We start from the raw sequence: 25,652 nt of genomic DNA on the forward strand, positions 1-25,652 counted from the left end.
CTCTAATAAAGGAAGTTTTTTGCTTCGCCCTAACAGCTAGGGTTACTTTAACATTAAATCTTAATTAATAAAAAACTAAGAACATTATTATGCAATTCTGCTGCTTCTCTGTGTTGTCTAAAGAATATTGTATAATAAAATCAAGGATAATTCAATATTTTTTTCTAATTTTTAATGTAATATCTTTTGCAAGTGCTATAATTCAATTGATATATAGTAATGATTGGGGGCTAGACAAAATGGAAAATATTATTAATAATCCAATTAAATTAACATTATTAATTTTATTTTTTGTCTGCTTATTACTATTAATAATAACATTAGTGTTGTGAGGACAAAAAAGTTATTTAAAAACAATTGAAATTAAAGTTTTACAAAAATTTGATATTTTAAAACGATTACCGTTAAAAAATAAAATTTTTCGGATTTCTGAAATTTCTCGTTATAATAATCGCTATGCAAAAGACTTGATTATCTGACGAACAAAGTATGAAATTATTTATGAGAAAAAATTAATAAGTTGTTTAGAAGCATTTCGTAAATTATATCAAATTAATAAAACAACATCAAAGAAAATGCCGAAAGTAGCAATACAAAAAATTATTCCGCTGTTAAAAGAATTAACTTTATTGGAAGAAGAAGCTCGTCGGTTATTAGATGAAATTAACAGCCAATTGCGAATTGAATTATTACAACGAGATTATATTTTGGCACATAAGAAAATGTTTAATGCATTGTTAGAAGATGCAGTTAAATTGCAAATGAATCTATCTTTAGATTCAAAAAAAATTAGTGATTTTGAACGAAATATTGAAAGTATGTTTGATGAATTTGAAGATTATTTAACAGCGGGTGATTTTGTTAAAACAGAACAAATTTTATCAAATATTACTACTTCCTTAACTATTTTTGTTGAGATTTTAGACAATATTCCGCAAATTAAAACCTTGTTAACAAAAGTGGTTCCAAATAAACTTTCTTTATTAAAAGATAAATATGTTCTTTTCAATAAAGATGAAAGTAGTCGTGATTTATTAAAGTATAGTTTTGATGAATTAACCCAAAATATTGATGAAACTAAAATTTTAATTTCTAAATATATTGATAACTTACAATATAAAAAAGCAACCAATAAAACAATTGAAATTATTAATCAAATTAGTGATTTTGACCAAAGTATTGAACACCAAAAAGCAATTATTTCATGTTTTAAAAAATATTATCAAGTTGTAATGGATTATATTAATAAAATTGAACGGAGTTTTAATGCTATTTCTCGACAAATTGAAGCATTACGTAGTTCTTCAACATTAACGGCACATGAAGAAGGCATTTATCGTGAAGCAATGGGAAAAACAAAGGATTTAACGCATGATACTAACCGCTTAGTCTTAGAAATTAACCGTAATGGTCGCGATTATGTTAATTTTAATCAAGAATTGGTACATTTATTAGAAAATGCTGTTGTAACCCAAGAAGCATTAGAAAATGTTGTAAAGATTATTGAAAAACGTAATTTTGCAGAAACTGAAATTCGAAAAACAATTCATTTGTTAGAAGTGGTTTTGTTACAAGCTGAAGTTCGTTTAAATCAATTACAATATAAAAAATTATTAACAAAATATGAAAAAGCAATTAGTGATTATCGACAATCTTTAGAAAAAATTAAATTAATATCATTTGATGTTAATAATCCTAGCGAAATTGATGAAGTAACAGGTAAACTAAATCGTTTGAAAACAGAAGTTTTAAAATTGTTTGAAAAAATTAAAAATAATATTTTATTAGATTTATTATCACAAGAAACATTAGTTTATGCACAAAAATTTATTTTAACAAATGATGATGTTGATGACCAGTTACGTAATGCTCAGATTGCTTATCGCGATGGCAATTATGATTGCTCATTATTTTTAGCGTTAAAAATTATTCATGAAGAACAAGGAAAAATATAGAAAATAGAGTATAAAATCAATTTTGATGTAATATTAATTCGTTATGGGGAATTAACAACCAAAGGGAAAAACCGTAATAATTTTACAAGAGTTTTAGTTAATAATATTAAAACAAAATTAACAGGATATGAAAATCAATATCAAATTAAAAAAGAATTTGATCGTTTATTTATTGAACTACTGGATGCAACGGTTAGTATGGAAATTGTTAACATTGTTAAAAATGTTTTTGGTTCATCATCGTTATCATTAGCCAAAAAAGTTGGTTGTGATTTATCAGAGATTGCTAATTGTGCAATTAATATCGTAAATTATTATCAACCAGCAACTTTTAAATTAGAAGTGCGCCGAAATGATAAGACTTTTCCAATGACATCCACAGAAATTAAGCAACAATTAGCGCCAAAAATATTACAACAAACAAAGGTTAAAGTTGATGTTCATCAACCAGTTTTGCAAATTGATGTGAAGTACGCCGAACATTTACGTATGTTTTTGTTAATAAGATTAAAACAATTGGTGGTTTACCAGTTGAAATATATGGTCGAGGATTAGTAATGTTATCAGGAGGAATTGATTCACCAGTTGCAGCTTTTTTAATAATGAAACGAGGAATGAATATTGAATATTTACATTTTGCAACACCGCCACATACGACGGCAGAAGCATTACAAAAGGTTAAAACTTTAGTTCAAAAATTAAATTATTATGCTGGTCAAAATCAGCAACGATTGCATGTGGTTAATTTTTCAATGTTACAACATGAATTAATGCATATTACTGATGCTAGTTATCGAATTATTATTATGCGAAGAATGTTTTGTCGTATTGCTAATTTATTAGCTAAGGAATTAAAATGTCAGGCAATTATTACTGGAGAATCTTTAGAACAAGTTGCTTCTCAAACAATTGAAAGTATTAATACAACCAATGATGTTTCTACATTGCCAATTTTGCGGCCAGTGTTGTGTTTTGATAAAAATGAAATTATTGATATTGCAAAACAAATTGATACTTATCAGACATCAATTTTACCGTTTGAAGATTGTTATAGTTTATTTGTTCCAAAGAATCCCGTTACAAAACCACGTATAAAACAAGAAGAATTTCAAGAAAAGAATTCTTTAATTTTGTATAAAACTCTTGATATTTATAAAATATACCTAAAATTAGGTATATTTTTAATATAAGAGGTTAATAATTAATGGAAAAAATAATTGAAGAATTAATAAATAGTTTAACAGATGATCAATTTTTATAATTTCATGAAAAAGTCAAAAAAGAAGCAGAATTAATTAAAAAACAAAAACGCTTAAATGAAATTGATCAAAAATTTAGGGATAAAAGTATTAAATGTCCTAATTGTCAATCTTTTTATTGTGTTAAAAATGGTCATAATCCTGAAGGAAAACAAAAATATTTATGCAAAAAATGTCGTGCTAGTTTTGATGCTTTTCGTGATCATTTTACGTATTGAAGTCATTTAAATTATGAACAGTGAAATTTATTGATTCAAATTTAATTATTAGGCCAATCTAGTAAAATGATTTCCCACTTTATTAAAACATCACCGAAAACCGCTTGATATAATCGCTAAAAAATAATGAAATCAAAACAATTAGAAAACACCCAATTAAAATTTAAAACGTTAAATGGCCAAATTCAAATCGATGAAACATTTATTAAAGAAATCCACAAAGGTAATTTTAAAGATAAATTTGATAAAAGAAAAATTCATCTTGATTCATTTTCAACCAACACTAAATGTTGTATTCAAATGGCTGTTGATAGCAATAATAATATTTATGTTAAATCAACCAACACAAAACGATTACAAAAACAGTGAATTATTGAAAATATTAATAAACAATTAATCAAAGAAAATTCAATTATTATTTCTGACATGCAACCATTATATTTATTAGTAGCAAAACAAACAAATTCTATTTTATTAGCAACTAAAACTAGTACAAATCCTGATGCTAGTTATCGGAAGTTAAATAAAATTAGTAAATTACAATCAAATCTTAAAGAATCCTTAATTCATTATCGTGGCTTAGGTTTCACGAACATTCAAAATTATTTAAATCTCTGAAAATGAAAATACCAGCATAAAGGTTTAACACCAAACCAACAATCATCGGTATTATATTTTAACGTATAAAAAAGTTAAATAACAATATTAAAAGTTTATATATGGAATGGCAACACTTTTTAGGACACTTTTTATATAGACATTTGTTTTCTAAAAGTAACTGGAGATAAATAATTTAAACTGCCATGAATTCGAATATTGTTATATCAATGCACAAAATCAAAAAGTTCGTATTTTAATTGTGTTAAATTTTTAAATTTTTTACCCTTAATAAATTCAGTTTTAAAAGTTTTGTAAGTTGTTTCAGCCACAGCATTATCATAAGGGTGGCCTTTATTGCTTAATGATCTTTTAATATTAAAAGTTATTAAAATTTCATCAATTATTTTATTTTTAAACTCATTACCACGATCAGTATGAAATAGAGTTATTTGATTTAATGGTCGTGTTATTTTATGAAAATCTTGCTGGACCAGTTCGGCTGTTTTATTCGGCCCAGCACTATAACCAATTATTTCACGATTAAACAAGTCAATTAATAAACAAATATAATGTCATTTAGCGCCAACTTGAACATATGTTAAATCACTAACAATAACTTCATTAGGTTTTTTGTTGTTAAATTGACGATTTAAAATATTATTAATTTGGTCATTATTGACTGTTGTTTTATGATTATGATATTTTAATTTGGTGTATTTAGAAACCAAATTATTTTTGATCATAAAGAATCTGATTTTTCGCCGCGATAAGATGATATCTTTTCTGTTTAAAATAACTTTAATTTTGCGAGCCCCATAAATTTTGCGACTTTTATTAAAGGCACTGATAATTTATTGTTCATAATTATTAACTTGCTTGTTAATACATTTATTAGTTTGATAATAATACGTTGATTTTGATAAACCCAAAATCTTACATATTTTTCTTACTGAATATTTTGTTTTGTTGTTATTAATTATTGTTATTTTTTGGCCATTATCAGTGCGGCTTGCTTTAAAATGTCATTTTCCATTTTCAAGTCTTTAAGTTATTTTCGTAAAGTTATTATTTCATTTTCTTCTAGTGTGCGATTGTCTTTTGATTTAAATGAACCAGAATTATTATAATTTTTAACTCAACTATAAATAGTTGGTTTTGGTAAATTATATTCTTGCCCTAGATTAATAACACTTTTACCATTTTTATATAGCATGACAATTTGTTTTTTAAATTCTTCAGAGTATGAAGTTTTATTTCCCATTTTTATATTCCTTCTTTCTTAATAATTTTATCTAATTTTGAAGTCTATATAATTATGGTCCTAATAATTGTAGCCTATCCAAATGTTTGTATTTGATTTTTGTATAATTTGAAATTAAGTTATATTTTTTCATTATGTTGCTGATTTTTACACGAGATAACATGATATTTTGCTGAGCTAATATAACTTTAATTTTGCGTGTTCCATAATTTTTACTACTTTTTAGAAAAATACTGATAACAGCATTATCAATGTTTTGAGTATTCTTGGGATTATTTGCTTTTAATTGATAGTAATATGTTGATCTAGCAAATTTCAATGTTTTACATAAATTAATAATTGGATATTTTGCTTTGTTATTTTTAATGATTGCTATTTTTTCCGATTATCAGTGTTGATTGCTTTAAAATGTCATTTTCCATTTCTAATTGTTTAACTTTTTTACGTAATTGAATTAATTCGTTTTCTTCTGGCGTTCTATTGTCTTTAGCTTTAAATGAGCCCGAGTTGCTAAAATGGTGAGCTCATTTCCAAACAATATATTTACCAATTTGATAATCATTGAATAATTGTTCAGGAGTTTGACCCATTTTGTAAAGACCAACAATTTGTTGCTTAAATTCATCAGTATAATGATTATTTGCCATAATTACACCTCCATTGTAGTTTAATTATAAATATTTACTCTACATTATTGTTGTCCAATTTATCTTAACCCATCTAAAACAAATTGTCATGCTATCATAAAAATGGTAAAAGTGTTATTAATCTAGGGCAAGAATATAATTTATCAAAACCAACTATTTATAGTTGAGTTAAAAATTATAATAATTCTGGTTCATTTAAAGCAAAAGACAATCGCACACTAGAAGAAAATGAAATAATAACTTTACGAAAAGAACTTAAAGACTTGAAAATGGAAAATGACATTTTAAAGCAAGCCGCACTGATAATGGCCAAAAAATAACAATAATTAATAACAACAAAACAAAATATTCAGTAAGAAAAATATGTAAGATTTTGGGTTTATCAAAATCAACGTATTATTATCAAACTAATAAATGTATTAACAAGCAAGTTAATAATTATGAACAATAAATTATCAGTGCCTTTAATAAAAGTCGCAAAATTTATGGGGCTCGCAAAATTAAAGTTATTTTAAACAGAAAAGATATCATCTTATCGCGGCGAAAAATCAGATTCTTTATGATCAAAAATAATTTGGTTTCTAAATACACCAAATTAAAATATCATAATCATAAAACAACAGTCAATAATGACCAAATTAATAATATTTTAAATCGTCAATTTAACAACAAAAAACCTAATGAAGTTATTGTTAGTGATTTAACATATGTTCAAGTTGGCGCTAAATGACATTATATTTGTTTATTAATTGACTTGTTTAATCGTGAAATAATTGGTTATAGTGCTGGGCCGAATAAAACAGCCGAACTGGTCCAACAAGCTTTTCATAAAATAACACGGCCATTAAATCAAATAACTCTATTTCATACTGATCGTGGTAATTAGTTTAAAAATAAAATCATTGATGAAATTTTAATAACTTTTAATATTAAAAGATCATTAAGCAATAAAGGCTGCCCTTATGATAATGCTGTGGCTGAAACAACTTACAAAACTTTTAAAACTGAATTTATTAAGGGTAAAAAATTTAAAAATTTAACACAATTAAAATACGAACTTTTTGATTTTGTGCATTGATATAACAATATTCGAATTCATGGCAGTTTAAATTATTTATCTCCAGTTACTTTTAGAAAACAAATGTCTATATAAAAAGTGTCCTAAAAAGTGTTGCCATTCCATTGTTTTATTTTGTCATATTAGAGAAATTATTAAAACATTATCACATGACTAAAAAATATGAGTCTTATCTAATTTATCAAGAAATAAAATCCAGAAATATTTTTGAAAGACTAACGGGTCTTGAATGTGGATGGTTTTTACAAGATAAATTGCTAATTTATTTTACTTTTCTGAAAAAATAGATATAATTTTAATTGAAATAAATTATTGTTAACAATAATTGAACAGAGAAATAGTGGATGGTGGAAACTATTGGAATTTTAAAGCGTGATGAAAACATGAAGATAAAATTTAATAGATTTTAACAAGTAAGCGCATTAACTAAAAGATAATGAAATAGGATGGCACCGCGATTTTTCGTTCCTAAGCAATCTTTTAGTTTTTTATTTAGAAGGGAAGTAAGTTATGAATATGCAAAAACCACGAGGAACTGAAGAACTTTATTATGAAAAAGCAAGTGAATTAAGTGTCCTAGAATTAATGTTGCGTAGTCTTGCTATACAATATAACTATCATGAAATTAGAACTCCAATTTTCGAAGCAAAAGATTTATTTGTGCGTTTAGTAGGAGCAGAAACCGATATTGTTAGCAAAGAAATGTTTGAATTATTAGATAAAAAAGAGCGAGCATTTGTTTTGCGCCCAGAAGGAACAGCGCCTGTTATTCGCAGTATTATTGAAGATAAACTATATGGGAAATATGAATTACCGTTAAAGTTATTTTACCTTGGGAATATGTTTCGTTATGAACGACCTCAACATGGCCGTTTACGCCAATTTAATCAGTTTGGAGTTGAAGCGGTCGGAGCTAAGAATTATTTATTAGATGTTGAAGTTATTTTAATTGGCTATAATTTATTAAAAACGCTTGTATTAACAAACTTAACATTAAAACTAAATTATTTAACAATTGGTGAAGCACGGACAAAGTATCTTGGCGTGTTAACAGATTTCTTCCAAGAACAAACATTATGTGCTGATTGTCAAATTCGGGTACAAAAGAATCCATTACGAGTATTAGATTGTAAAATTGATCATGATAAATTTGGTAATGCGCCAAAGATTTATGATTATTTAACTCCAGCAGAAAATGAAGAATTTGTTGCAATTCAAAATCTTTTAACTAAATTAGGAATTCCTTTTACCTTAGATGCTCAATTAGTACGAGGATTAGATTATTATACTGGAGTTGTTTTTGAAATTGTGTTTGAGGAACAAGAACGAGAATTAACTTTACTAGGTGGCGGACGATATGACCAATTAGTGCACACCTTTGAACCAAGTTTAGATTATCCAGCGGTAGGATTTGCCTTAGGATTAGAACGATTATTATTAACTTTAGCTGCGAATGATATTGTCCTAGCTGATGAGCCTTATCTTGATGCTTATTTAATTTGTTTATCTGATCATGCTCGTCATTTTGCTGCTTCGTTGTTGCTATTACTTCGAGCAAGTGGTTTTCGCGCTGATTGTGATTATTTAACACGTAGTGTTAAAGCTCAGTTTAAATCATTGGAACGTTTAAAAGCAAAGAATGCCATTATTATTGGTGATGAAGAATTGAAAAAAAATGTTGTAAAAATTAAAAACCAACAAACAGGAAAAGAACAAGAAGTTAAGTTTGACAAGATTATTACAGTTTTAAGTAAGGAGAAGAGATAATGAAGAGAACACATACTTGCGGTGAATTAACATTAAAAAATGTTAAAGCAAAGGTTGTTTTAAGTGGTTGAGTGGCAAAGAATCGTCGGTTAGGGGGGATTATTTTCTTAGATTTACGTGATCGAACAGGGATTACACAAGTTGTTGTCCAACCAGATCATCCCCAATACGCGATTATTAATACAATTCGGAATGAATTTGTCATTAGCGTTGAAGGCGTTGTAATTGAACGAAAAAGTAAGAATTTAGAATTACTAACCGGAGCAATTGAAATTGCAGCTAAACAAATCACAATTTTATCAAAAGCCGAAACGCCACCATTAATTATTAATGATGTAACTGATGCGTTAGAAGATGTTCGAATGAAATATCGTTATTTAGATTTACGTCGGCCAATAATGCAACAAAAAATTATGTTACGAAATCAATTAGTGGAAACAATTCGACAATTTTGTCATGCTTATCAATTTATTGATATTGAAACACCAATTTTAAACAAATCAACACCAGAAGGAGCACGCGATTTCTTAGTTCCCTCGCGTTTAAATCCCCATAATTTTTATGCGTTACCACAATCACCGCAATTGTTTAAACAGTTATTAATGTTATCCGGATTTGATAAATATTTTCAAATTGCAAAGTGTTTTCGCGATGAAGACCTACGTAGTGATCGTCAACCAGAATTTACGCAATTAGATTTAGAAATGAGTTTTGTTGAGCGTGATGATATCATCCATTTTGTTGAAACATTATTTCAAACAATTATGCAAGATGTTATGAAAGTTAAAATTAAAACGCCCTTTCTTCGTATGGATTATGATGAAGCAATTGAAAAATATGGCACTGATAAACCAAATACGCGTTATGATTTACAGTTATTTGATGCAAAAGATATTTTTGTTAAAACTGAATTTAGGGTTTTTGCAACAGCGTTAAAAAAAGCGTTGAGTTTAAAAGGGATTTTTCTTCCTCAATTAGTAAGCAAAAAACAAGTTGAAGAATTAACGCGGATTGCCCAACAAAACAAAGCACAAGGGTTAGCATGAGTCAAACAAGAAAAGAATAATTGAGAAGGACTACTTGCAAAAGTACTTAGTGATGATGAAAAAGAAAAATTATTACAAGAATGTAATAAACAAACTGGAACATTCTTCTTTGTTAGTGATGAAAAAGTAGTTACTTGTCAAGCTTTAGGAGCAGTCCGAGTAGCATTAGCTAAAATGTTTGCTTTAATTCCACCGAATGAATATCACTTCTTATGAATTGTTAATTGACCATTATATGAATGGTCAGATGAGAATAAACGTTATGAAGCAGCTCATCATCCTTTTGCCGCGCCAACTAGTGAATTTATTCATAATTTTGAACAGAAAATGGCAACTGCGCGCGCTGATGCTTATGACTTAGTTTTAAATGGTTATGAAATTGGGGGAGGGAGCATTCGTATTCACCAAAGTGAAGTTCAAACACGAATGTTTAAATCATTACAATTATCAAACCAAGAAATTGAGAACAAATTTGGTTGATTTTTAAATGCTTTTAATTATGGTGTCCCACCCCATGGGGGAATTGCATTTGGTCTTGATCGGCTAGCAATGATTTTAACGAATAGTGAATCAATTCGGGATGTGATTGCTTTTCCAAAAAATACAACAGGAACTGATCCAATGACAGCTTCGCCAAGTCCAGTTGATGGAAAACAGTTGGATGAATTAGGGATTAAGTTAAAATAATAAATATATAACAATAACTAGCAATATGATTTTTATGAAATGTATCATGTACGATGAAGCGGCAAAAAAACAACTCTTGTTAAATAAAAGGGTTGTTTTTTTATTTATAAAACCAAATTATTTATTGTTTCAGAGAAAGGACAGCATCTTAAATTCTTAAAATAGAAACTTTTTATAACAACTTTTTGATACCCTCTTTAAGTTGTTTACAAATTTATTAAATATCTTAGAAATCTTTACAAAGTGTACCTGTTTTTTCTCCAATTTTAAGGTGTTGTCCTTTCTCTGTTTCAGTTAATTAATTTGTTAATAAAAAAACTTAATAAAAGAAAGGAGTAAGTAATAGAAATTAATAAGCAACAAACAATATGCGATGTTAATGATTGTTATAAATTAATATCACTCATTACCGAAGAATTTTTATCAAATAAAATTTTATGAACTTGTGAAAAACACAAAGATTTATTAAATCGGACAAAAGATAAAAAACAAAAGCGGTTTTATAAACGCTTAGAAAATTCAAAAATTATCTTTGATGATAAAACTGGTTCTTTTAAACTTTGATTTTATAAAACAACTTAATGCAGTGTGGGACGGTTATTTTAAATAACTAAGTGCTTCCATAAGAACATGAGTTTAAACTCATTCCCACAGCCAGCCGAGGCAAGTACTGAAATAGTGTATGAGGAAAAATGTAAATCGGCGTTGGTTCATTAGAACTAAGCGATAGTCGTGATAAGTGCAAGGTCAACATCAAACGACAATAAAAAAAGAGATGAACACTTTATAAATAAATTTGCGATAGATTTGTCCCATCGAGGATGGCGGCGGTTTAAAAACCACAAAGCCAGCACTAGGCTCTTCAAGGTGCAAGTTAATTTATTTTAAAAACTGAACGTTTTGACCTGAAATGGTGCGGATGAAGAGAGATAATTCTCTGGCTTTACCTTATAAAAACAACTGTCGATTATTAAACAAACAACATCATACCGCCATCGATCACCCCCAGTGAAACGGATGGCGTAGTAAATAAATAGATAAATACTTATATAACCAATCTTCGCTTTGGCACTTTCACTTGGGAGTGAGTGCCAGCGATTTAAAACTAGGAGGAATTAAAAAATGATATGTAATAAAGCATTAAAAATTACCAATAAAGATATTATTTATGCACAAATTAATCGTGATTATTTAGATAATTGAGAATTAAATTTATATCTTAAATTTGGTAATGAAGAACGACATGTTGGTAGTAGACGTAGACTTTGACTTAAATTGCAAATGATATGAAATTGATGAGATTAAAGATTTAATTAGTGATTATTTATAATATGAAGAAGCAGATTACGAGGTAATAAATTATGAATAAAAGATATTTATTAGTAATGAAAGATAAATATAGCTTAAATACTATATATTTTTATACATTTGATGAAGCAAGAATTTATTCTGAAAATTTAAATTATTGTAAAACAACTATTATTGATTTAAAAGACGAAAATATTAAATGACAAGGATGTGAATAATATGTGAAAAGATGAAGATGGAAATGTTTATGCCGAAGAAGAATTATTTAATGAAGCACTTGAAGAATGTCATTCAGAAGATAGTGCTTATGAGTATATTGATACATTAATTATGGAAAAGAATTTGGAGGAAATTTAATTATGGCAGATTTAAAGTTAAATAATGAAGTTAAAAATATTACTTATCCGTTTTATTTAAAAGGAAATGATTTTAAAGAATTAAGTTTAAAAGCATTAACAATTAAAAAATGAATTGATGAAAATGGGCAAGAATTAGCAGAATTTATATATTGACAACAAGCTTGATTAATAAATGTAGAATATAAATCATAATCACTAAAAGATTTAAAATTAATAGTTTCAAAAATTGATTATTTTTTTAGAGAACCATTAGAATTAATAAAAATTTTTAAAGATGAATTAAATTTTATTAGAAAAGATATTTTAAATTTAGAAAATAATATTAAGAATAATCATGATTCTTTAAAAAATAGTGTAATTAATATTCAATTTCAAAAACAAAATTAAATTATTGAAACTCATAAAAAAGAACAATTTTTAGAAATTAAAAGTGTAGCAAAACAAGAGCAAGAATTAAAAATTATTACTAGTAATTTTCGTAAAGATAAATTATTAATTAAAGATATTGAAGTTATTGGTATTAATTATGATTTTTTACAAAATACTGATAAATTAGAACTTATTAATCTTATTAAAAACTATTTAATTGTTGATGAACAAATTGTTAAAAATGAAATTAAAGAACAATGAGATAGTAATAAAGATATTAATTTAATTGGTATTAAAGGTATTAATTTTAAAATAAATAAAGGAGAAAAATAATATGGCAAATATAGTAGAATTTTTAAGAACATATAAGGCAAATGATTGAATAAAAAGTAAATTTTCAAATGAAAATGAAATTGCAAGATTTAAAAGTAATATTGTAGCAATATCAAATAGTAATGAATTATTACAAAAAGCATACCCAAAAACTATAATGACTGCTTGTTATCAAGGTGTTTTATTAAACTTACCTATGGAAAGACAATTTGGTTATGCTTATGTTGTTCCATATAACACTAAAATAACAAGAAATATTAATGGTCGCGAAATACAAGAATGAATTAATCAAGCTCAATTTCAAATGGGTTATAAAGGTTATATTCAATTAGCACAAATAAGTGGTCAATATTTAGATATGTCAGTATCAGATGTTAGAACTGGTGAATTAGTAAATTATGATCGATTAAAAGGAACTAGTTTTAATTGAATACAAAATGAAGATAAAAGAGAAAAATTATCAATTATTGGTTATGTAGCATATTTTAAAATGGTTAATGGTTTTGAAAAAACATTATATATGACAAAAGAACAAATGGAAAATCATTTTATTAAATACTCTAAAACTTATGCTAAAAATAAATCATTTTATATTGCTAGTTTTGATGAAATGGCATTAAAAACTGTATTAACATCATTATTAAGAAAATGAGGTATTATGTCTGTTGAATTACAACAAGCATATAAATCAGACCAAGCAGTTATTACAACTAATTATGAAAAGATTTATATTGATAATGATGGCAATGTTGGTAAAAATCAGGGGCAAATGAGCGACAAAACCTTATCAAATAATATAAATAGTAATATCATATATAATGAAGAAATAGTAGAAACTAATGACAATGTGGTTAAAGAAGAAGATATATCAAATGTAGTACCAGTTAATAGTGAAGATGCTTTTGAATGAGCATAAAAATAGGTATTGACCCATCAGGAACTGGTACTACAGCTATTTCATTAATTAATGACAATAAATTAATTGATAAATATGAATATAAAAATAATAACTGAATTACGCAAACCGATATTATTTTAGATGCTTTAAGATTAGATGCAATTATTAATATTGAAGATTGTTTATATACAGCTGCTAATGCTAGTAAAGATAGAGATGATTTATTAAAAGTAATTGGAGCAGTTAAATACAATACAAAGAAAGTAAGCAATATTAACTGAGTATCACCAAAACATACTAAATCAGTTGTTAAGAATATTGAAAATTTAAGTAAATATAATGATAGTTGTTTATGAGAATTTGAAAAAGATGTTAATTTAACTTATCAATATGGTAAAGGTTGAAAATATAATAATGAAAAAATAAGTAATCATTTACGAGATGCAATTATTATTGCTAATTATGAGAGGTAATATTATGAAGCAATCATATAATCAAAAAACAGGAAAATATTATTCTTTTAAAATTCGGAATGTTAATATTTACTTAAATGAAAATGAAGAACAAGTTTGAAATGAATTAAATTTTGATACTTATTCTCAAAAAATAGAATATCTTATTAATTATTATATTGTAAATAATAAAGGAGATGACAAAAATGAGTAATAATTATATTTTATGTTATCGTTCAGAACAAGGTAATCGGCCTTGTAAAACTCCGCTTGATGAATATATAACTGGTATTGATCCCAAAGATGTAGATTTAAATTCACTATGAAATTGAGAGTATTTAATTAAAACATATGGCGAAAAGAATTTAATTATATTAAAAACAAATAAAAAATAACCTTAATTGTGGTTATTTTTTTAAATACTATTTGTTAGTTTTCTAATAGCGTCTTTTTGTGATTGTTTTTTATCATTTACTTTAACTTGTTTTTTAACATTTTTAATTTGACCTGTTTTTAATGCTAATTCTGTTGCATAATCGGGTCCTCATAAATGTTTTTCATGAGCAATAACAGCAGTTCTTAATTCTCTAATTTCTGCTTTATATTTTTTAATTTTTTTAGCAGATAAGCCTAGAATACCAAGACTACCCATTCCACCAGCACCCGCTAAAACAAGTAAAGTAATCATTAATGTATCATTTAACATTTTTTTATTTCCCTTCTTATCCTTACTCAAACAGTGGCCATCCATTTTTTCAGAACAAAATAATTTATAAATTAAACTATATAACCACCCAAAAATATCAACCACCCCCCCCTATATATAGTTTATTTTAAATTTAATTCCTTGTTATTTTCTTCTGTTATACCATCTAATCTATTTCATTTTTTTGCTATTCTTGGTTGAATAACACGCGGATTAATTCGACAATCTAAACAATGTCTTAAATGGTCTTTTTTTCATTTTGATTTATCAATTCAAATAATAATTAAAGAAATTATTAAAGTAATTAAAGGTAATATTGTAAATACTAATCCCATTTTAGATATTTTTAATCGTGGAATATCAATTTTCATATCTACTTTGGGTTTACTACTGGCTACAAACATACCTTGAATTCCATGAGTAAATAAAGGTGTTAATAATATTGCAATTCCATTACCTCAATATTGTCCATAATTATACCAATTAATATCATCTTTAATTGCATTAATCATTCCATATTCCAATCAACAATTTAATGCTAAAAATATTAATGTATAAAAACTAACTACTCAACTACGAATTTTATATTTTCTTTCTCAATCTCTAATATCTTTATGAGTTCAATTATAAGTTGGAATAGGGTCTTTTTTAAATCAATTTCAAGGTAAGGCATCCTTTAATCAAGTTGTTTTATCTTGTTTCATTAATTAAAAATCCCTTTCTAAATTACTCTTTTTCTTTCAATGTGTAGACCAGTAATTGTTCCGTCTGTCCCACCTGTGCGTATATCAAAAATTCCGTCATCGTCTAATTCTACACGATGAGAAAATTTATTTTCTAAATCAAATGATCCAACAGTTATTTTTTCTATAAAATTTTTGTATGTTGATAAATAATAATTATTTTGCATACTTGTTTTAATTCAAATATTGTATTTATAATTTTCTTTATCTCAATCTTGTATTTGATAATCATACCTTGTTTTATCTAAATCACTAGTATCAACAATTTCTCAATCTGAAATATTTGTTTTTCAAACACCGTTTTCTTCATAAATAGTATCATTATCAAATGGAACTATTAATTTAATATATTCGTTATAATCAATTTTAGAAAAATCATCAATAGTTGGATAAGTAATATTTATTGAATTATCTGTTTGTAATCGTTCTTTTAATCAAAATAATAATGTTGGATAAAAAGTTTTTTTACTAATATGTTTATATTCTTCTTCTCATGGATTAGCATAATTATCTAAACTATAATTATAAGGTCTAGATACTGTTTTACTAGATATAATATCAATTATTTCACCCGCTAATTTTAAAGCATTTTTAACATCACGAGTAATATTTTCATTAGCTTCTGGATCATTAGTTTGTGAATAAGCAACTCCACCTTGCGAAAATGAAGCACTACCAGTTAAATCATTAACTCCTTTTGGTAAATATCAATTAATAACTGCTAATAAACAAGCAGATTGAATATAACTTAATCATTTATCATATTCAATTAAACTAGTATTATCTTTTTTAACTCAGGGAAATAAATCTTTTTTATTTATTTTATCGGAAATTGTTCCGCCCGATAATCTATCCATTCATAAACTAGTTTTTAAAATAGCATTGTAAATTAAATTATCATTATAAGCAGATTGCTTACGATCATTAATAGGTTGTCAAAGTTTACTTTTTTTAACATCTTCAACTGTTATAAATAACAAATTACTTAAATTATTTTCCATATAAAACACCCCTTAATTGATTACGATATTTATTTTTTAAATTAGATGGTTTATAACTATTAATATTTATTCGTTTTTTATTAATTTCCTTAATAGATTTATTAACCTTATAAAATTTATTATTAACTGGTGTTTTATATAAATTCTTAATATTTTTAACATCACTTCGGCGTTTTCGATACCATTTTTTATTATTAATTTAACCAGCAAAATTAAAATTAAAATGCCCAATCTTTAAATTATTAATAAACTTTTTAATTTGATTTAATTTTTGAATAGTTGGTAATGTTAATTTAATATTTCCTTTTGGATATTTTTCTTTTATTTCTTTTGGTAATCGTTTTTTAATATAATCTCTTAAATGACTAGGTAATCATTTTATTAATCAATAACGCCAAAATAAGGTTCCTGCATTAGAAACAGCATTACTTAATAATTTTCATATTTCAACTGGAACACCAGGATAAACATAAGGTCCATAAAACTTAGGTTGTTTTGCTGTTTTTGTATATATTAAAATAGTTAAATTACCTGTTAAAGTTAACTTATTTGTAATATTAAACATGCCACTATCAAGTCAACTACTATTTAAAGGTTGTTAATTAGTATTTAAATAATTTTCATTTTTAAATTGTTCTCTATTTTTAATATTATTATCTTTTTCTAATTGACTTAATATTTGTTGTATTTCTTTTTTATGACCTTTTTTAATTAAATCTAAATAAGTAAAGGGATTTAATCACTGATAAATATCTTCAACTTTATTTGTAATTTTATTATATTTACTAGTAATATAATTAATTGGCTTTAATACATTATTTTTAACTTGATTAACTCTATTAATTAAATTAACAAATTTACTTATTAAAGGTTTATTTTCTAAATTAGTTACTAATAAAGTTAAAATTCGTAATATTAATAAATTCATTTTTAAATTTAAACTTCTTTCATTAATTTAATAATTTTATTTTATAATTTATAAAATTTTAAGTTTTCATTTACAAATTAAATTATTTTTTTCACCAGTAAACAACCCTTTGCCCTTATTGGTTAAAGTGATTTTTAATGTAAAGGTTGCTGATAAATCTGAACTGGGTAATTTAACTTTTCTACCATCTTGATTGGTAAAAACAATATAATCTAATTCTAAATTGTTAAAATTTATTTGCTGTTTTAATTTTTTAATTAAAGTTAATTTAAATAAATCAATATTTCTATTTGTTTCAAATGCTACATTTTGTAATTTACTAATATCTATTCGCAATGGCGGGTTTACTTCTTTTTTGCCGCAGGCATATCAATATTCATTCCGTCACTCTGACCAGCAGCGTTATTTTTTCCACGAACAACAACCGATACTTGTTTTGGTGAAGACATATCTCCTGGAGGATTTGATGTTAAAAGATTAATTTCAAAATCATTTTCAGTTAAGCTATTTTTAATTTTTTTAACTTCAATTAATGTATTGGGAGTTAGTGCCTCTATAACTTCTCTTGTTTGTACTTCTGTTAGTTCTTCTACTTTAAATTCTTTTGGGGCTGGTATTTTTGGTAATATTTTTAAATCTGGTTTTGATGGGTCTGGATTAGGATTAATTTCATAATCAATTGGAACTCTAAATGTTTTGTTTAAGTTATCATATGCCTTTTTAATTTCATCTTGTGTTGGTTGTTTTTCTAGAATAATTTTACATGTTTTAGGATATAAAATAGTTGGTGTTGCATATTGCACTTTGCCAATTCATTTCGGGTTAGCAGTATCATTATCTAAAACTTGTTGAATAGTATCCATATTAATTGGATATGATCAAACTTGTTTATTAATAATTAAACCATTTACATTATTAAAATTATAACCTTTATCGCGGCTAACTTGTCCTTTTGTATATGTTTTTTCTAAATGAAAACTTTTTGATACTGGAATTCCCATTGCTGTATTTTAATATAATTCACCATTAACCATTGCTTTTAATTGCGCTTGTGAACCAATTACTTTTAAATAAGCGGGTGTTAATCCTAAATATGCACGTCGTCCTAAAACCATAAACATTTTATCTGTTGGCAAACCAAAATATAAATTACTAATTTGATTTGTTAATTCAATCAAATTTTCATTCAATGTAAAGAATGCTTTATTTGCATCATCTGCATTTTCTGCTGTATAACTACGAAATGGAATTACTTCATATTGACCATCTGCTAAACAATAATCATAAATATCCTGAATTAATTCACATTATAAATTAACAAATTTATTCTGTACAACACTAGGAATAGCATCAGCAATAACACCATTTTTAATATTTTGTTCTATTAATGCTAAATCAAATGCCTCATTCATTAATTTTAAATTAAATCTCTTATCAATAGGAACTGGAATTCTTGTTAATCCCATAGTTTGAGTTGTCCCGCCATTTGGTAATCAAGCAACTTGTTATGCTGTTGCTGTTGCATATTGCATAATACTTGCATATTCGTTATATAAAGGTCCGCACAATAAAGCATTAACCATATCAACATATGCTTTTTGATCTATTGTATTACCTTGTAATGTAAAAGGCACTTGTGGCAAATTAATTGTTGCCATAATATTCACTCCTTAATTATCTAAGGTTTTTAAGTGTATAATCAGTTAATTTTTTAATTTCCTCAGGTGTATAGGCACCTTTTTCTTTAATAGTTTAAATTTCATCATTCTTATTTTCAACCGAATTTCCAATCATTTCTTTAATAAAATTAGCAGGTGAAACTGATGGTTGTTCTTGTACAAACAAATCAGGTTTTAATTCTTTTAAAGTTTGCATTTTTTCAGATAAAGAACTACCACTAACTTTATTTAAATTAGTTTTAATATCTTCAATTTTAGTAGTTGGAACATCTTTAAATGCTTTTAATTCATCTAATTCATTAGCAACTTTTAAATACTCTTCTTTTGAAATAGTATCTTTTCGTTTTTGTATACCGTCAATAATTTGTTTTGTTTCATTATGAAATTCATTTAAAATATTATCTGCTATTTTTTCACTTAAACCTTGTTCTATTAATTGTTCTTTTGTAAGTGCCATTTTATAAACCTCTCTTTTTTTATTCTTGTTCGAATAACAAGTCAGCATAAGTCTTTTTAAGGCGGAAAGCATAAACCGTAAATTACTTTTTTGTTAAAAGGATAAACCATTACAAATATTATATACTATTATTTTACTAATGCAAATATTAATATATAAATAATAATCTCTCACTAAACTTAATATATTTGATTGCTAATTTGCCCCTTAAAATGTGTAAAAAGAGTTATTTTTAAAGATAAAATTATTAAAACAATTTATAATTTTGCTTGTATATATATATATATATATAATGCAGATAGATCTTGATAAAAAGTTTCAAGGTTAAGAAAAGGAGAAAAACAAGCATGAAAAGGTTACTTAGTTTATTAAGTGTATTAACTATTAGTGGAAGTGCTGTACCAACAACAATTGCTGCTAGTCCTTATCAAAAACAAGAAACTAAATTAGAAACGAATGAAGTAATTTTTGAAACAGATAAATTTATTTATAAAAAAATACATAAAAATGTTTCGGCAGATCTTTTTAAAAAATATTATATTGATAGTAAAGACAATATTTACTTTGTTGATATACACTGAAATTTTTATAAATTATTTGCTGGTTCAAACACAGTAAATAAAATTGATGGAATTAAGGGAAATATTAGCAAAATTAAAATTGATAGTAAAGACAATGTTTATATTATAACTAATGTAGATGCATATAAATTATCTGCTGGTTCTACAAAGGTAATAGGAATTGACGGAATTGAAGTTACGGGTATTCATAATTATATTAATTCAATTGCCATCGATAGCATAGATAATGTTTATTTTGCAACAAATAATGGTCTTTATTTGTTAAAACAAAGTGAAACATCTGTCACTGAAATGGGCGATACTAAAAATAAAATCATTGTTAGTGATATTGTTATTGATAAAAATGATAAATTATTTTTAATTAATGGGCCAGAAATATATACTTTAGAAAATAAAATAAATTATAGAATTCAACACTTGGAAAAAGATTATAAATTTTTAGGACATGATTATTTAGAAATTTATTTTGATTTTAATATTGTCCATAAAATTATAAATATTTTTATAAATAGTAAAAAAGAAGAATTCATAAAAGAATTAAAGGAAATAATTAATCATTTAAATAAAGTAGATCATAGTGGTTGAGGCGGATCAATTACAGAATCAGATGAAAATACAATTGTTAATTTTATTTGACAACATTTTCCATATTTTCATGAAACATATAAAAATATGGCAAAAAATCAAAAACTTATTATAAAAACAAATACAATTGGTTATTTCGATAATGAAAATGTAAATAATAGCATTTATATAAATTAAATATGAAAAAATTATTAAGTCTTTTGGGATCAATATCATTAGTGGGAACAAGTACAACCAGTTTAGTTGCTTGTGATACAACAACACACTATACCGAAAAACAATTAAAAGAATTAAAAGAAAAACATAAAATAAATACTACTAACCAAGAAATCAAAGATAATCTAGAATGAATAGCACCACAAGAATTTTGATTTAATGAAATTGACAATAAGTTATATTATGTTGTGTGGCGTAATTATAAAAGTAATGGTTGAAGAATTAATAAATTTAAGAATAATAATATTTCAATATCAATAGTAATGGATAATTATCCAAATTTAGGTAAATTTAGAGGTAGACTGCAAGTTTCTAATTCAGCTACAGATAGAATTTTATTAGAAAATGATTATGGAACTCACTTTAAATCAATTTATCGTTGAAATTCATTAAATATACACAAACCTGATTTAGTTTTAGATGAAAATGATAATATAAAAGTTAAGCAAAAAAAATAAAAAATATTATTGAAAATAGTACAGAAAAAACAATTAATATGTTTTATTGACCAATTAAATAAAAATGTTATAATTAAATTAATGAAAGTAGAGTTGGTACCTATTTTAAAAGTAATAGGATCAGTGGTTTACAGCCTACTCTACTTTTTTTATCTTGGTTTAAATGTAATTTTAACTGGGCTGTCACTTCTATTTCTAATTCCCAAAACAGTTTGATTAAAGATATTTATTGTTATATTTCCATTATTTCCAAAATAATTAATAACAGAATTTTTTAATATTAACTGAGCAAATAATACTTTTGAAAATCTAATTTTTAATTTTACATCATTATTATAATATGTTTGTATATATGTTTCTTTAATTTTTTCATTAAGATTATCAAATCATTTTGTTATTTGCAATCCAAATAAGTACTGCCAATTATTTTTTTGAATTTCATATTTATTTATATAAGAATTATCGGCTAAGCCCTTAGCAACACCAGTGGCATATTTCGTTTCAGTATCATTTACTTTTATATTTTTAGTATATAAACTTATTGTATTATCAAAATTAACTTTATCAGTTTGTGATGCACCAGTTTGTATTAAAATCATTTTATCTAATGAACCTAAATTATCTGTACATCCATTACTACCTCCATTTAAATTAATATTTCTATTAGGAATAAAGTTTTCTATATTTGGAACTGCACATTAAACTTGTAAATTACCTAAATTACTTATTTCAATAGTTTTATAAGCATCTTGAAATTTACTGATACTTTGAATAGTTGAGTCAATTTGTTTTAAATCAATTTCTATTTCATAATATGCTTCATTAAATTCATCAGAAAATAAATTAATATAATAATCTGTACTTTTTTTATTTTTACATTGTGATTGTGCTGTAATTTTAGTTTTTAATGGTAGTACTACATTAGAAGGCATAATATCTTTTGTATATGGTTTATAGTTATATGGAACTGGTGGTAATACATATTTAGGATAATTAAAGGTTAGTAATTCATAATCATGTGGTAATAAGAAACTTGTTTTATAATTAGTTGTCATATCGCGTAAATAATTATTTAATGTACTTTTTGTTTTACCACGAAAGCTTCATACTGATAAGCGTAAATAATCTTCTTCATTATTAGTATAAGGGTTATCAGCATAAAATATAATTTCAAAATTACCTTTATATAGTGCTTGGATTGAAAACATATCAATTATATAACTACAATTTGTACCATCTGCTGTTTGTAAGAATTCTAGATCATTATCTTGTTCACTATTACTAACTGGCGTTTGAGCATCAAGTGCTTTGGTTTTTTCATTAATTAAATAAACTCGGTTAGTTTTTTCATTTAATTGTTTTAAATTATAAGTTGAATAAACTAATTCTTTTGTTGGTTTACCATCCTTATTTAAAATAGTACCTTTTAATTTATCAGTTAATAAAGTAGTAAACCCTAAACTGGTAGCATTTGCTCCAAAGATAGCACCAACTTTGTCATTACCTTGTTCTCTAAATATTTCAAATGGTAAATAACCTTTACCTTGGGCATTATCGCCTCAAAATGCATCATTATAAAAACTATAAATATTAGCACTCATAAAACCATTAAGTCATTGAAAATTAGGTCAAGTTTTTTCATCTTGGTTAATTACTAATCCTCAGGGAATACCAAACGAAATAAAGTTTAAGAATTTACCAACTCCACCTGGTATCGTAAAAGGATTAAATACTAATTTTTGTGTATATTTTAAAGGTAATACTGTAATTTGACGATTAATAAAATTATTCATATTTAAAATATCTCAAATATTACATGCACCCATTTTATTATATTCAATTTGAACTTGTCCTACTGTATTACCAAATTCATCTTTTCTTCTAAAATAAGATGATGCTTGGGTACTAATGATATTATCAACTGTACCACCATTTACTTTTATTTTGCTTGGTGGTGTTATTTTTCAATCTTTAGACCAATAAAATTTAGAATCTTTATTTTCTTTATGAATATTTCTACCAACAGTATAATTAGTTGCTGATGTAGTAGAAGGGTCAGTTATAACAATACCTTCACTATTTTTTTGCTTTCAAAAATCATATCTACTTTCCATATCTGTTTTTCAATCTTTATAACCAGTTATCATAGTTGGTTGAATCCCTTGAATGTTATATCAACTTACTTTGGGTGAAGCACAAGTGTTTATTTTATCGGGGGGGGGGAGCAGGAAACATGTTATACATTAATAAATCGCGTGAATTCATTACTTTTTTATTAAATTGACCTTTAATAATTGGCCGCCCAATAACTGGCATATCAAAAAAGAACGGATTACCATAAAATTTAACTGCCATTGCTCTAACACCCGGGTCTTTTAATAAAATATCATCTAATTCAATAATTTCCGCATTTGTCTTTTCATCATAAGTTATCTTAGGAAAACAATATCCTTCACCTGGTGCTGATGTTTGAATAAACTGTCTAACAGATAAACCACTATTACTAATTTTGTCATTAATACTTGAAAAAGTAATTTCTTGTCATAAAAAACTACCATCTCATGGCAAATAATAATTAATAACATTTGATGGATATAATCATTGTCTATCTTGGGGTGCAGTATTTATATTACCACCACCAATATTTAAACAACGATCATTAAATACAGTATAAAAATTATAATAATCATTAATATTTAATTTATTTACATCTTCATCTAAAATTAATAAAGTATATTGTCTTTCGGTTGATTGCTGTGTAAATACTTGTTCAAATTTGGCTTAACCAAATTGAATTGAACTTCTATCATCAATCATATAAGCATCTCAATGTTTACCAACTTTAACTTCTTTTGTATAAAAGTTATCCGCTTTATTACCGTTATTAATAAAATAACTTAATTTATATTGGTTTAAGTATTCTAACATTTTATTAATATCATAAATATTTTCACCATCAATTAATTTTCAATAAACATTGCTATTTTCATCTTTTAATTTCATCACAAAAGGCGTTTCATTATTTGCTCAGATTGTTAAATTAACTGGTTGTTTATTAAAATCATCAATTTTTAATAATTTTATTTATTCACCTTTATATTTTTGAACTATTTTTAAACTATTTTGCCATTGAGCAATAGTACTTTCCATGTTATCAAATATTATTGAATAACTACCATAATCACTTGGTTTAGCATTATTAGGTTTTCAACCTGTTTCAGTATCAGGAATATATGAACTATAAACATTAAAAGGAAATACCATCCAATGTCGATTATCTCGTATATTTTCTCTGATATCTATTAAAGTATCGTGGGCTTGTCTTCTTAATTCTTCTATAACTCCTGGGTTAATTCTACTCATTTTTTAATTCTCCTTTATTTCTGTTCTACCTTGTAAGGCGTTTTGATTATTACCAGTTTCATCATATTTCATTAATTTATTATTATGTTCTATTTCTTTGGCTTGCATTTTATCTTGTCATGCTTATACTTTTTCAAAATATTTAGTTGCTTCTAATTCATCAATATTATCATATTCAGTTATGGCTCTAATTGGTTCCATTGTGCCATTATCTAATCTAGCAGTAATTAATTCATTTTGTCGCATTTAGTCAATCAAACTAGCACTAATAAAATCGATAGCATTACAAAAGTTGAGATTTTACAAAAAAATATAAATAAAAACAACTAAACAAATTAAATAAATTTACTAAAAACCTAATATTAAGCATTTTTTTTGCATTACTTAATTAATAAGTAAATTTAATTTTGTTTGTTATACTTACAAACCTCAACTTTTTTCTTACTATCATAAAATCAAAACCATAGGGGCGTTCACCATTTATATCTCATAAACCATAATATTTTAAAACTGTATCAAACATCTTAGTATAATATTGCTTACGATATGCTTGTAAATATGCTTTTTTTTCTAAGTCTTTTGTCTTAGTTAATAATGATTGTGTTTTATTTTGGTCATTATCTGATTTATCACCAAATGGACTAGAAAAATGACATGCTAAATATACTTGTTCAATAATTGCTTTTTGATCTTCCATA

At 25.6% G+C, this 25,652-nt stretch carries 37 protein-coding genes and 3 pseudogenes; 19 read left to right on the forward strand and 21 right to left on the reverse strand.

The genetic code is table 4. The features are described from left to right. Positions 1-239: 239 nt before the first annotated feature. The 6 genes and pseudogenes from AAHM76_RS00670 to AAHM76_RS00685 all read left to right on the forward strand — a co-directional run bounded on the left by AAHM76_RS00670 (position 240) and on the right by AAHM76_RS00685 (position 4,119). Complete coding sequence (locus AAHM76_RS00670; protein ID WP_342256222.1) at positions 240-1,955, forward strand: septation ring formation regulator EzrA; 1,716 nt, start codon at positions 240-242, stop codon at positions 1,953-1,955. Positions 1,956-2,006: 51 nt separating this feature from the next. Further along, a pseudogene (locus AAHM76_RS08255) lies at positions 2,007-2,144 on the forward strand (tRNA uracil 4-sulfurtransferase ThiI); the annotation flags it as partial. Between the two features lie 9 nt (positions 2,145-2,153). After that, entirely contained in the window at positions 2,154-2,510 is a 357-nt protein-coding gene (locus AAHM76_RS00675) for a THUMP domain-containing protein (protein WP_342256223.1), read from the forward strand. Between the two features lie 2 nt (positions 2,511-2,512). Beyond that, the gene (locus tag AAHM76_RS00680) at positions 2,513-3,145 is read left to right on the forward strand and encodes a tRNA sulfurtransferase (RefSeq protein WP_342256224.1); all 633 of its coding nucleotides are present in this window, start codon (positions 2,513-2,515) and stop codon (positions 3,143-3,145) included. A 158-nt stretch (positions 3,146-3,303) separates the two neighbouring features. Further along, positions 3,304-3,477 (forward strand): IS1/IS1595 family N-terminal zinc-binding domain-containing protein, encoded by a 174-nt coding sequence (locus AAHM76_RS08260; protein WP_425289443.1) that lies wholly within the window; start codon positions 3,304-3,306, stop codon positions 3,475-3,477. Positions 3,478-3,558: 81 nt separating this feature from the next. Then, a complete protein-coding gene (locus AAHM76_RS00685; RefSeq protein ID WP_342256225.1) occupies positions 3,559-4,119 on the forward strand; it encodes a transposase in 561 nt (186 codons plus the stop codon). Between the two features lie 62 nt (positions 4,120-4,181). Here AAHM76_RS00685 and AAHM76_RS00690 read toward each other — a convergent pair. From AAHM76_RS00690 to AAHM76_RS00700, 3 genes and pseudogenes are all read right to left on the reverse strand, one after another. Then, positions 4,182-5,293, reverse strand: a pseudogene (locus AAHM76_RS00690) (IS3 family transposase). Positions 5,294-5,345: 52 nt separating this feature from the next. After that, positions 5,346-5,612 carry an IS3 family transposase gene (locus AAHM76_RS00695; RefSeq protein WP_342256226.1) on the reverse strand — a complete coding sequence of 89 codons (267 nt, stop codon included), beginning with the start codon at positions 5,610-5,612 and terminating at the stop codon, positions 5,346-5,348. Positions 5,613-5,655: 43 nt separating this feature from the next. Further along, positions 5,656-5,940, reverse strand: coding sequence for a transposase (locus AAHM76_RS00700; protein ID WP_342256227.1), 285 nt, complete (start codon positions 5,938-5,940; stop codon positions 5,656-5,658). Between the two features lie 83 nt (positions 5,941-6,023). Between AAHM76_RS00700 and AAHM76_RS00705 the strand changes: the two are divergent. The 11 genes and pseudogenes from AAHM76_RS00705 (at position 6,024) to AAHM76_RS00755 (ending at position 14,632) form a co-directional block, all read left to right on the forward strand. Continuing rightward, a pseudogene (locus AAHM76_RS00705) lies at positions 6,024-7,093 on the forward strand (IS3 family transposase). 435 nt (positions 7,094-7,528) lie between these two features. Further along, a complete protein-coding gene (hisS, locus tag AAHM76_RS00710) occupies positions 7,529-8,785 on the forward strand; it encodes a histidine--tRNA ligase (RefSeq protein ID WP_342256228.1) in 1,257 nt (418 codons plus the stop codon). Beyond that, positions 8,785-10,518 carry an aspartate--tRNA ligase gene (gene aspS, locus AAHM76_RS00715; RefSeq protein ID WP_342256229.1) on the forward strand — a complete coding sequence of 578 codons (1,734 nt, stop codon included), beginning with the start codon at positions 8,785-8,787 and terminating at the stop codon, positions 10,516-10,518. Before hisS ends, aspS begins: the two co-directional genes overlap by 1 nt. A 1,122-nt stretch (positions 10,519-11,640) precedes the next feature. Next, positions 11,641-11,823 (forward strand): hypothetical protein, encoded by a 183-nt coding sequence (locus AAHM76_RS00720; protein ID WP_342256230.1) that lies wholly within the window; start codon positions 11,641-11,643, stop codon positions 11,821-11,823. A gap of 56 nt (positions 11,824-11,879) precedes the next feature. Further along, positions 11,880-12,044, forward strand: a complete 165-nt coding sequence (locus tag AAHM76_RS00725) for a hypothetical protein (protein WP_342256231.1) — start codon at positions 11,880-11,882, stop codon at positions 12,042-12,044. A 1-nt stretch (position 12,045) separates the two neighbouring features. Beyond that, positions 12,046-12,183 (forward strand): hypothetical protein, encoded by a 138-nt coding sequence (locus AAHM76_RS00730; protein WP_342256232.1) that lies wholly within the window; start codon positions 12,046-12,048, stop codon positions 12,181-12,183. Positions 12,184-12,185: 2 nt separating this feature from the next. Next, entirely contained in the window at positions 12,186-12,377 is a 192-nt protein-coding gene (locus tag AAHM76_RS00735) for a hypothetical protein (protein WP_342256233.1), read from the forward strand. Positions 12,378-12,888: 511 nt separating this feature from the next. Then, a complete protein-coding gene (locus AAHM76_RS00740; protein ID WP_342256234.1) occupies positions 12,889-13,803 on the forward strand; it encodes a recombinase RecT in 915 nt (304 codons plus the stop codon). Continuing rightward, entirely contained in the window at positions 13,794-14,258 is a 465-nt protein-coding gene (locus AAHM76_RS00745; RefSeq protein WP_342256235.1) for a hypothetical protein, read from the forward strand. Before AAHM76_RS00740 ends, AAHM76_RS00745 begins: the two co-directional genes overlap by 10 nt. Before the next feature lie 4 nt (positions 14,259-14,262). Then, a complete protein-coding gene (locus AAHM76_RS00750) occupies positions 14,263-14,451 on the forward strand; it encodes a hypothetical protein (RefSeq protein WP_342255833.1) in 189 nt (62 codons plus the stop codon). Next, positions 14,444-14,632 carry a hypothetical protein gene (locus AAHM76_RS00755; RefSeq protein WP_342255628.1) on the forward strand — a complete coding sequence of 63 codons (189 nt, stop codon included), beginning with the start codon at positions 14,444-14,446 and terminating at the stop codon, positions 14,630-14,632. The genes AAHM76_RS00750 and AAHM76_RS00755 overlap by 8 nt, the downstream gene beginning before the upstream one ends. A 20-nt stretch (positions 14,633-14,652) precedes the next feature. Here the strand turns inward: AAHM76_RS00755 and AAHM76_RS00760 are convergent, their stop codons facing one another. From AAHM76_RS00760 to AAHM76_RS00810, 11 genes are all read right to left on the reverse strand, one after another. After that, on the reverse strand, positions 14,653-15,048 hold the full coding sequence (locus AAHM76_RS00760; RefSeq protein WP_342256236.1) for a hypothetical protein: 396 nt from the start codon (positions 15,046-15,048) through the stop codon (positions 14,653-14,655). Positions 15,049-15,065: 17 nt separating this feature from the next. After that, positions 15,066-15,647, reverse strand: a complete 582-nt coding sequence (locus AAHM76_RS00765) for a hypothetical protein (RefSeq protein WP_342256237.1) — start codon at positions 15,645-15,647, stop codon at positions 15,066-15,068. Positions 15,648-15,664: 17 nt separating this feature from the next. Continuing rightward, positions 15,665-16,687 carry a hypothetical protein gene (locus AAHM76_RS00770; RefSeq protein ID WP_342256238.1) on the reverse strand — a complete coding sequence of 341 codons (1,023 nt, stop codon included), beginning with the start codon at positions 16,685-16,687 and terminating at the stop codon, positions 15,665-15,667. Positions 16,688-16,886: 199 nt separating this feature from the next. Further along, positions 16,887-17,252, reverse strand: coding sequence for a hypothetical protein (locus AAHM76_RS00775; protein WP_342256239.1), 366 nt, complete (start codon positions 17,250-17,252; stop codon positions 16,887-16,889). A 33-nt stretch (positions 17,253-17,285) separates the two neighbouring features. Continuing rightward, entirely contained in the window at positions 17,286-17,615 is a 330-nt protein-coding gene (locus AAHM76_RS00780; protein WP_342256240.1) for a hypothetical protein, read from the reverse strand. A 48-nt stretch (positions 17,616-17,663) separates the two neighbouring features. Further along, entirely contained in the window at positions 17,664-17,951 is a 288-nt protein-coding gene (locus AAHM76_RS00785; RefSeq protein WP_342255827.1) for a hypothetical protein, read from the reverse strand. 8 nt (positions 17,952-17,959) lie between these two features. Then, positions 17,960-18,616, reverse strand: a complete 657-nt coding sequence (locus AAHM76_RS00790) for a hypothetical protein (protein ID WP_342256241.1) — start codon at positions 18,614-18,616, stop codon at positions 17,960-17,962. A gap of 9 nt (positions 18,617-18,625) precedes the next feature. Next, complete coding sequence (locus tag AAHM76_RS00795) at positions 18,626-18,805, reverse strand: hypothetical protein (protein WP_342256242.1); 180 nt, start codon at positions 18,803-18,805, stop codon at positions 18,626-18,628. Positions 18,806-18,922: 117 nt separating this feature from the next. Beyond that, the gene (locus tag AAHM76_RS00800; RefSeq protein WP_342256243.1) at positions 18,923-19,081 is read right to left on the reverse strand and encodes a hypothetical protein; all 159 of its coding nucleotides are present in this window, start codon (positions 19,079-19,081) and stop codon (positions 18,923-18,925) included. A gap of 39 nt (positions 19,082-19,120) precedes the next feature. Further along, positions 19,121-19,273 carry a hypothetical protein gene (locus AAHM76_RS00805; protein WP_342256244.1) on the reverse strand — a complete coding sequence of 51 codons (153 nt, stop codon included), beginning with the start codon at positions 19,271-19,273 and terminating at the stop codon, positions 19,121-19,123. Between the two features lie 94 nt (positions 19,274-19,367). Further along, positions 19,368-19,751, reverse strand: coding sequence for a hypothetical protein (locus AAHM76_RS00810; RefSeq protein ID WP_342256245.1), 384 nt, complete (start codon positions 19,749-19,751; stop codon positions 19,368-19,370). A 347-nt stretch (positions 19,752-20,098) separates the two neighbouring features. Between AAHM76_RS00810 and AAHM76_RS00815 the strand changes: the two genes are divergently transcribed. Both AAHM76_RS00815 and AAHM76_RS00820 read left to right on the forward strand, forming a co-directional pair. Next, entirely contained in the window at positions 20,099-21,094 is a 996-nt protein-coding gene (locus AAHM76_RS00815) for a hypothetical protein (protein WP_342256246.1), read from the forward strand. A gap of 23 nt (positions 21,095-21,117) precedes the next feature. Continuing rightward, positions 21,118-21,591 (forward strand): hypothetical protein, encoded by a 474-nt coding sequence (locus tag AAHM76_RS00820; protein WP_342256247.1) that lies wholly within the window; start codon positions 21,118-21,120, stop codon positions 21,589-21,591. A 149-nt stretch (positions 21,592-21,740) separates the two neighbouring features. Here the strand turns inward: AAHM76_RS00820 and AAHM76_RS00825 are convergent, their stop codons facing one another. From AAHM76_RS00825 to AAHM76_RS00855, 7 genes are all read right to left on the reverse strand, one after another. Beyond that, positions 21,741-22,190, reverse strand: a complete 450-nt coding sequence (locus AAHM76_RS00825; RefSeq protein ID WP_342256248.1) for a hypothetical protein — start codon at positions 22,188-22,190, stop codon at positions 21,741-21,743. A 99-nt stretch (positions 22,191-22,289) separates the two neighbouring features. Then, entirely contained in the window at positions 22,290-23,738 is a 1,449-nt protein-coding gene (locus AAHM76_RS00830; protein ID WP_342256249.1) for a hypothetical protein, read from the reverse strand. Positions 23,739-23,799: 61 nt separating this feature from the next. Continuing rightward, positions 23,800-24,159, reverse strand: a complete 360-nt coding sequence (locus tag AAHM76_RS00835; protein WP_342256250.1) for a hypothetical protein — start codon at positions 24,157-24,159, stop codon at positions 23,800-23,802. Between the two features lie 213 nt (positions 24,160-24,372). Further along, positions 24,373-24,597 carry a hypothetical protein gene (locus AAHM76_RS00840; RefSeq protein ID WP_342256251.1) on the reverse strand — a complete coding sequence of 75 codons (225 nt, stop codon included), beginning with the start codon at positions 24,595-24,597 and terminating at the stop codon, positions 24,373-24,375. Between the two features lie 78 nt (positions 24,598-24,675). Then, entirely contained in the window at positions 24,676-24,954 is a 279-nt protein-coding gene (locus tag AAHM76_RS00845; protein WP_342256252.1) for a hypothetical protein, read from the reverse strand. A 123-nt stretch (positions 24,955-25,077) separates the two neighbouring features. Beyond that, positions 25,078-25,200, reverse strand: a complete 123-nt coding sequence (locus AAHM76_RS00850; RefSeq protein ID WP_342256253.1) for a hypothetical protein — start codon at positions 25,198-25,200, stop codon at positions 25,078-25,080. A 142-nt stretch (positions 25,201-25,342) separates the two neighbouring features. Further along, positions 25,343-25,651 carry a hypothetical protein gene (locus AAHM76_RS00855; protein ID WP_342256254.1) on the reverse strand — a complete coding sequence of 103 codons (309 nt, stop codon included), beginning with the start codon at positions 25,649-25,651 and terminating at the stop codon, positions 25,343-25,345. Between the last annotated feature and the right edge of the window lies 1 nt (position 25,652).

This window comes from Spiroplasma endosymbiont of Poecilobothrus nobilitatus, from assembly GCF_964030655.1.
Lineage (GTDB): Bacteria > Bacillota_I > Bacilli_A > Mycoplasmatales > Mycoplasmataceae > Spiroplasma.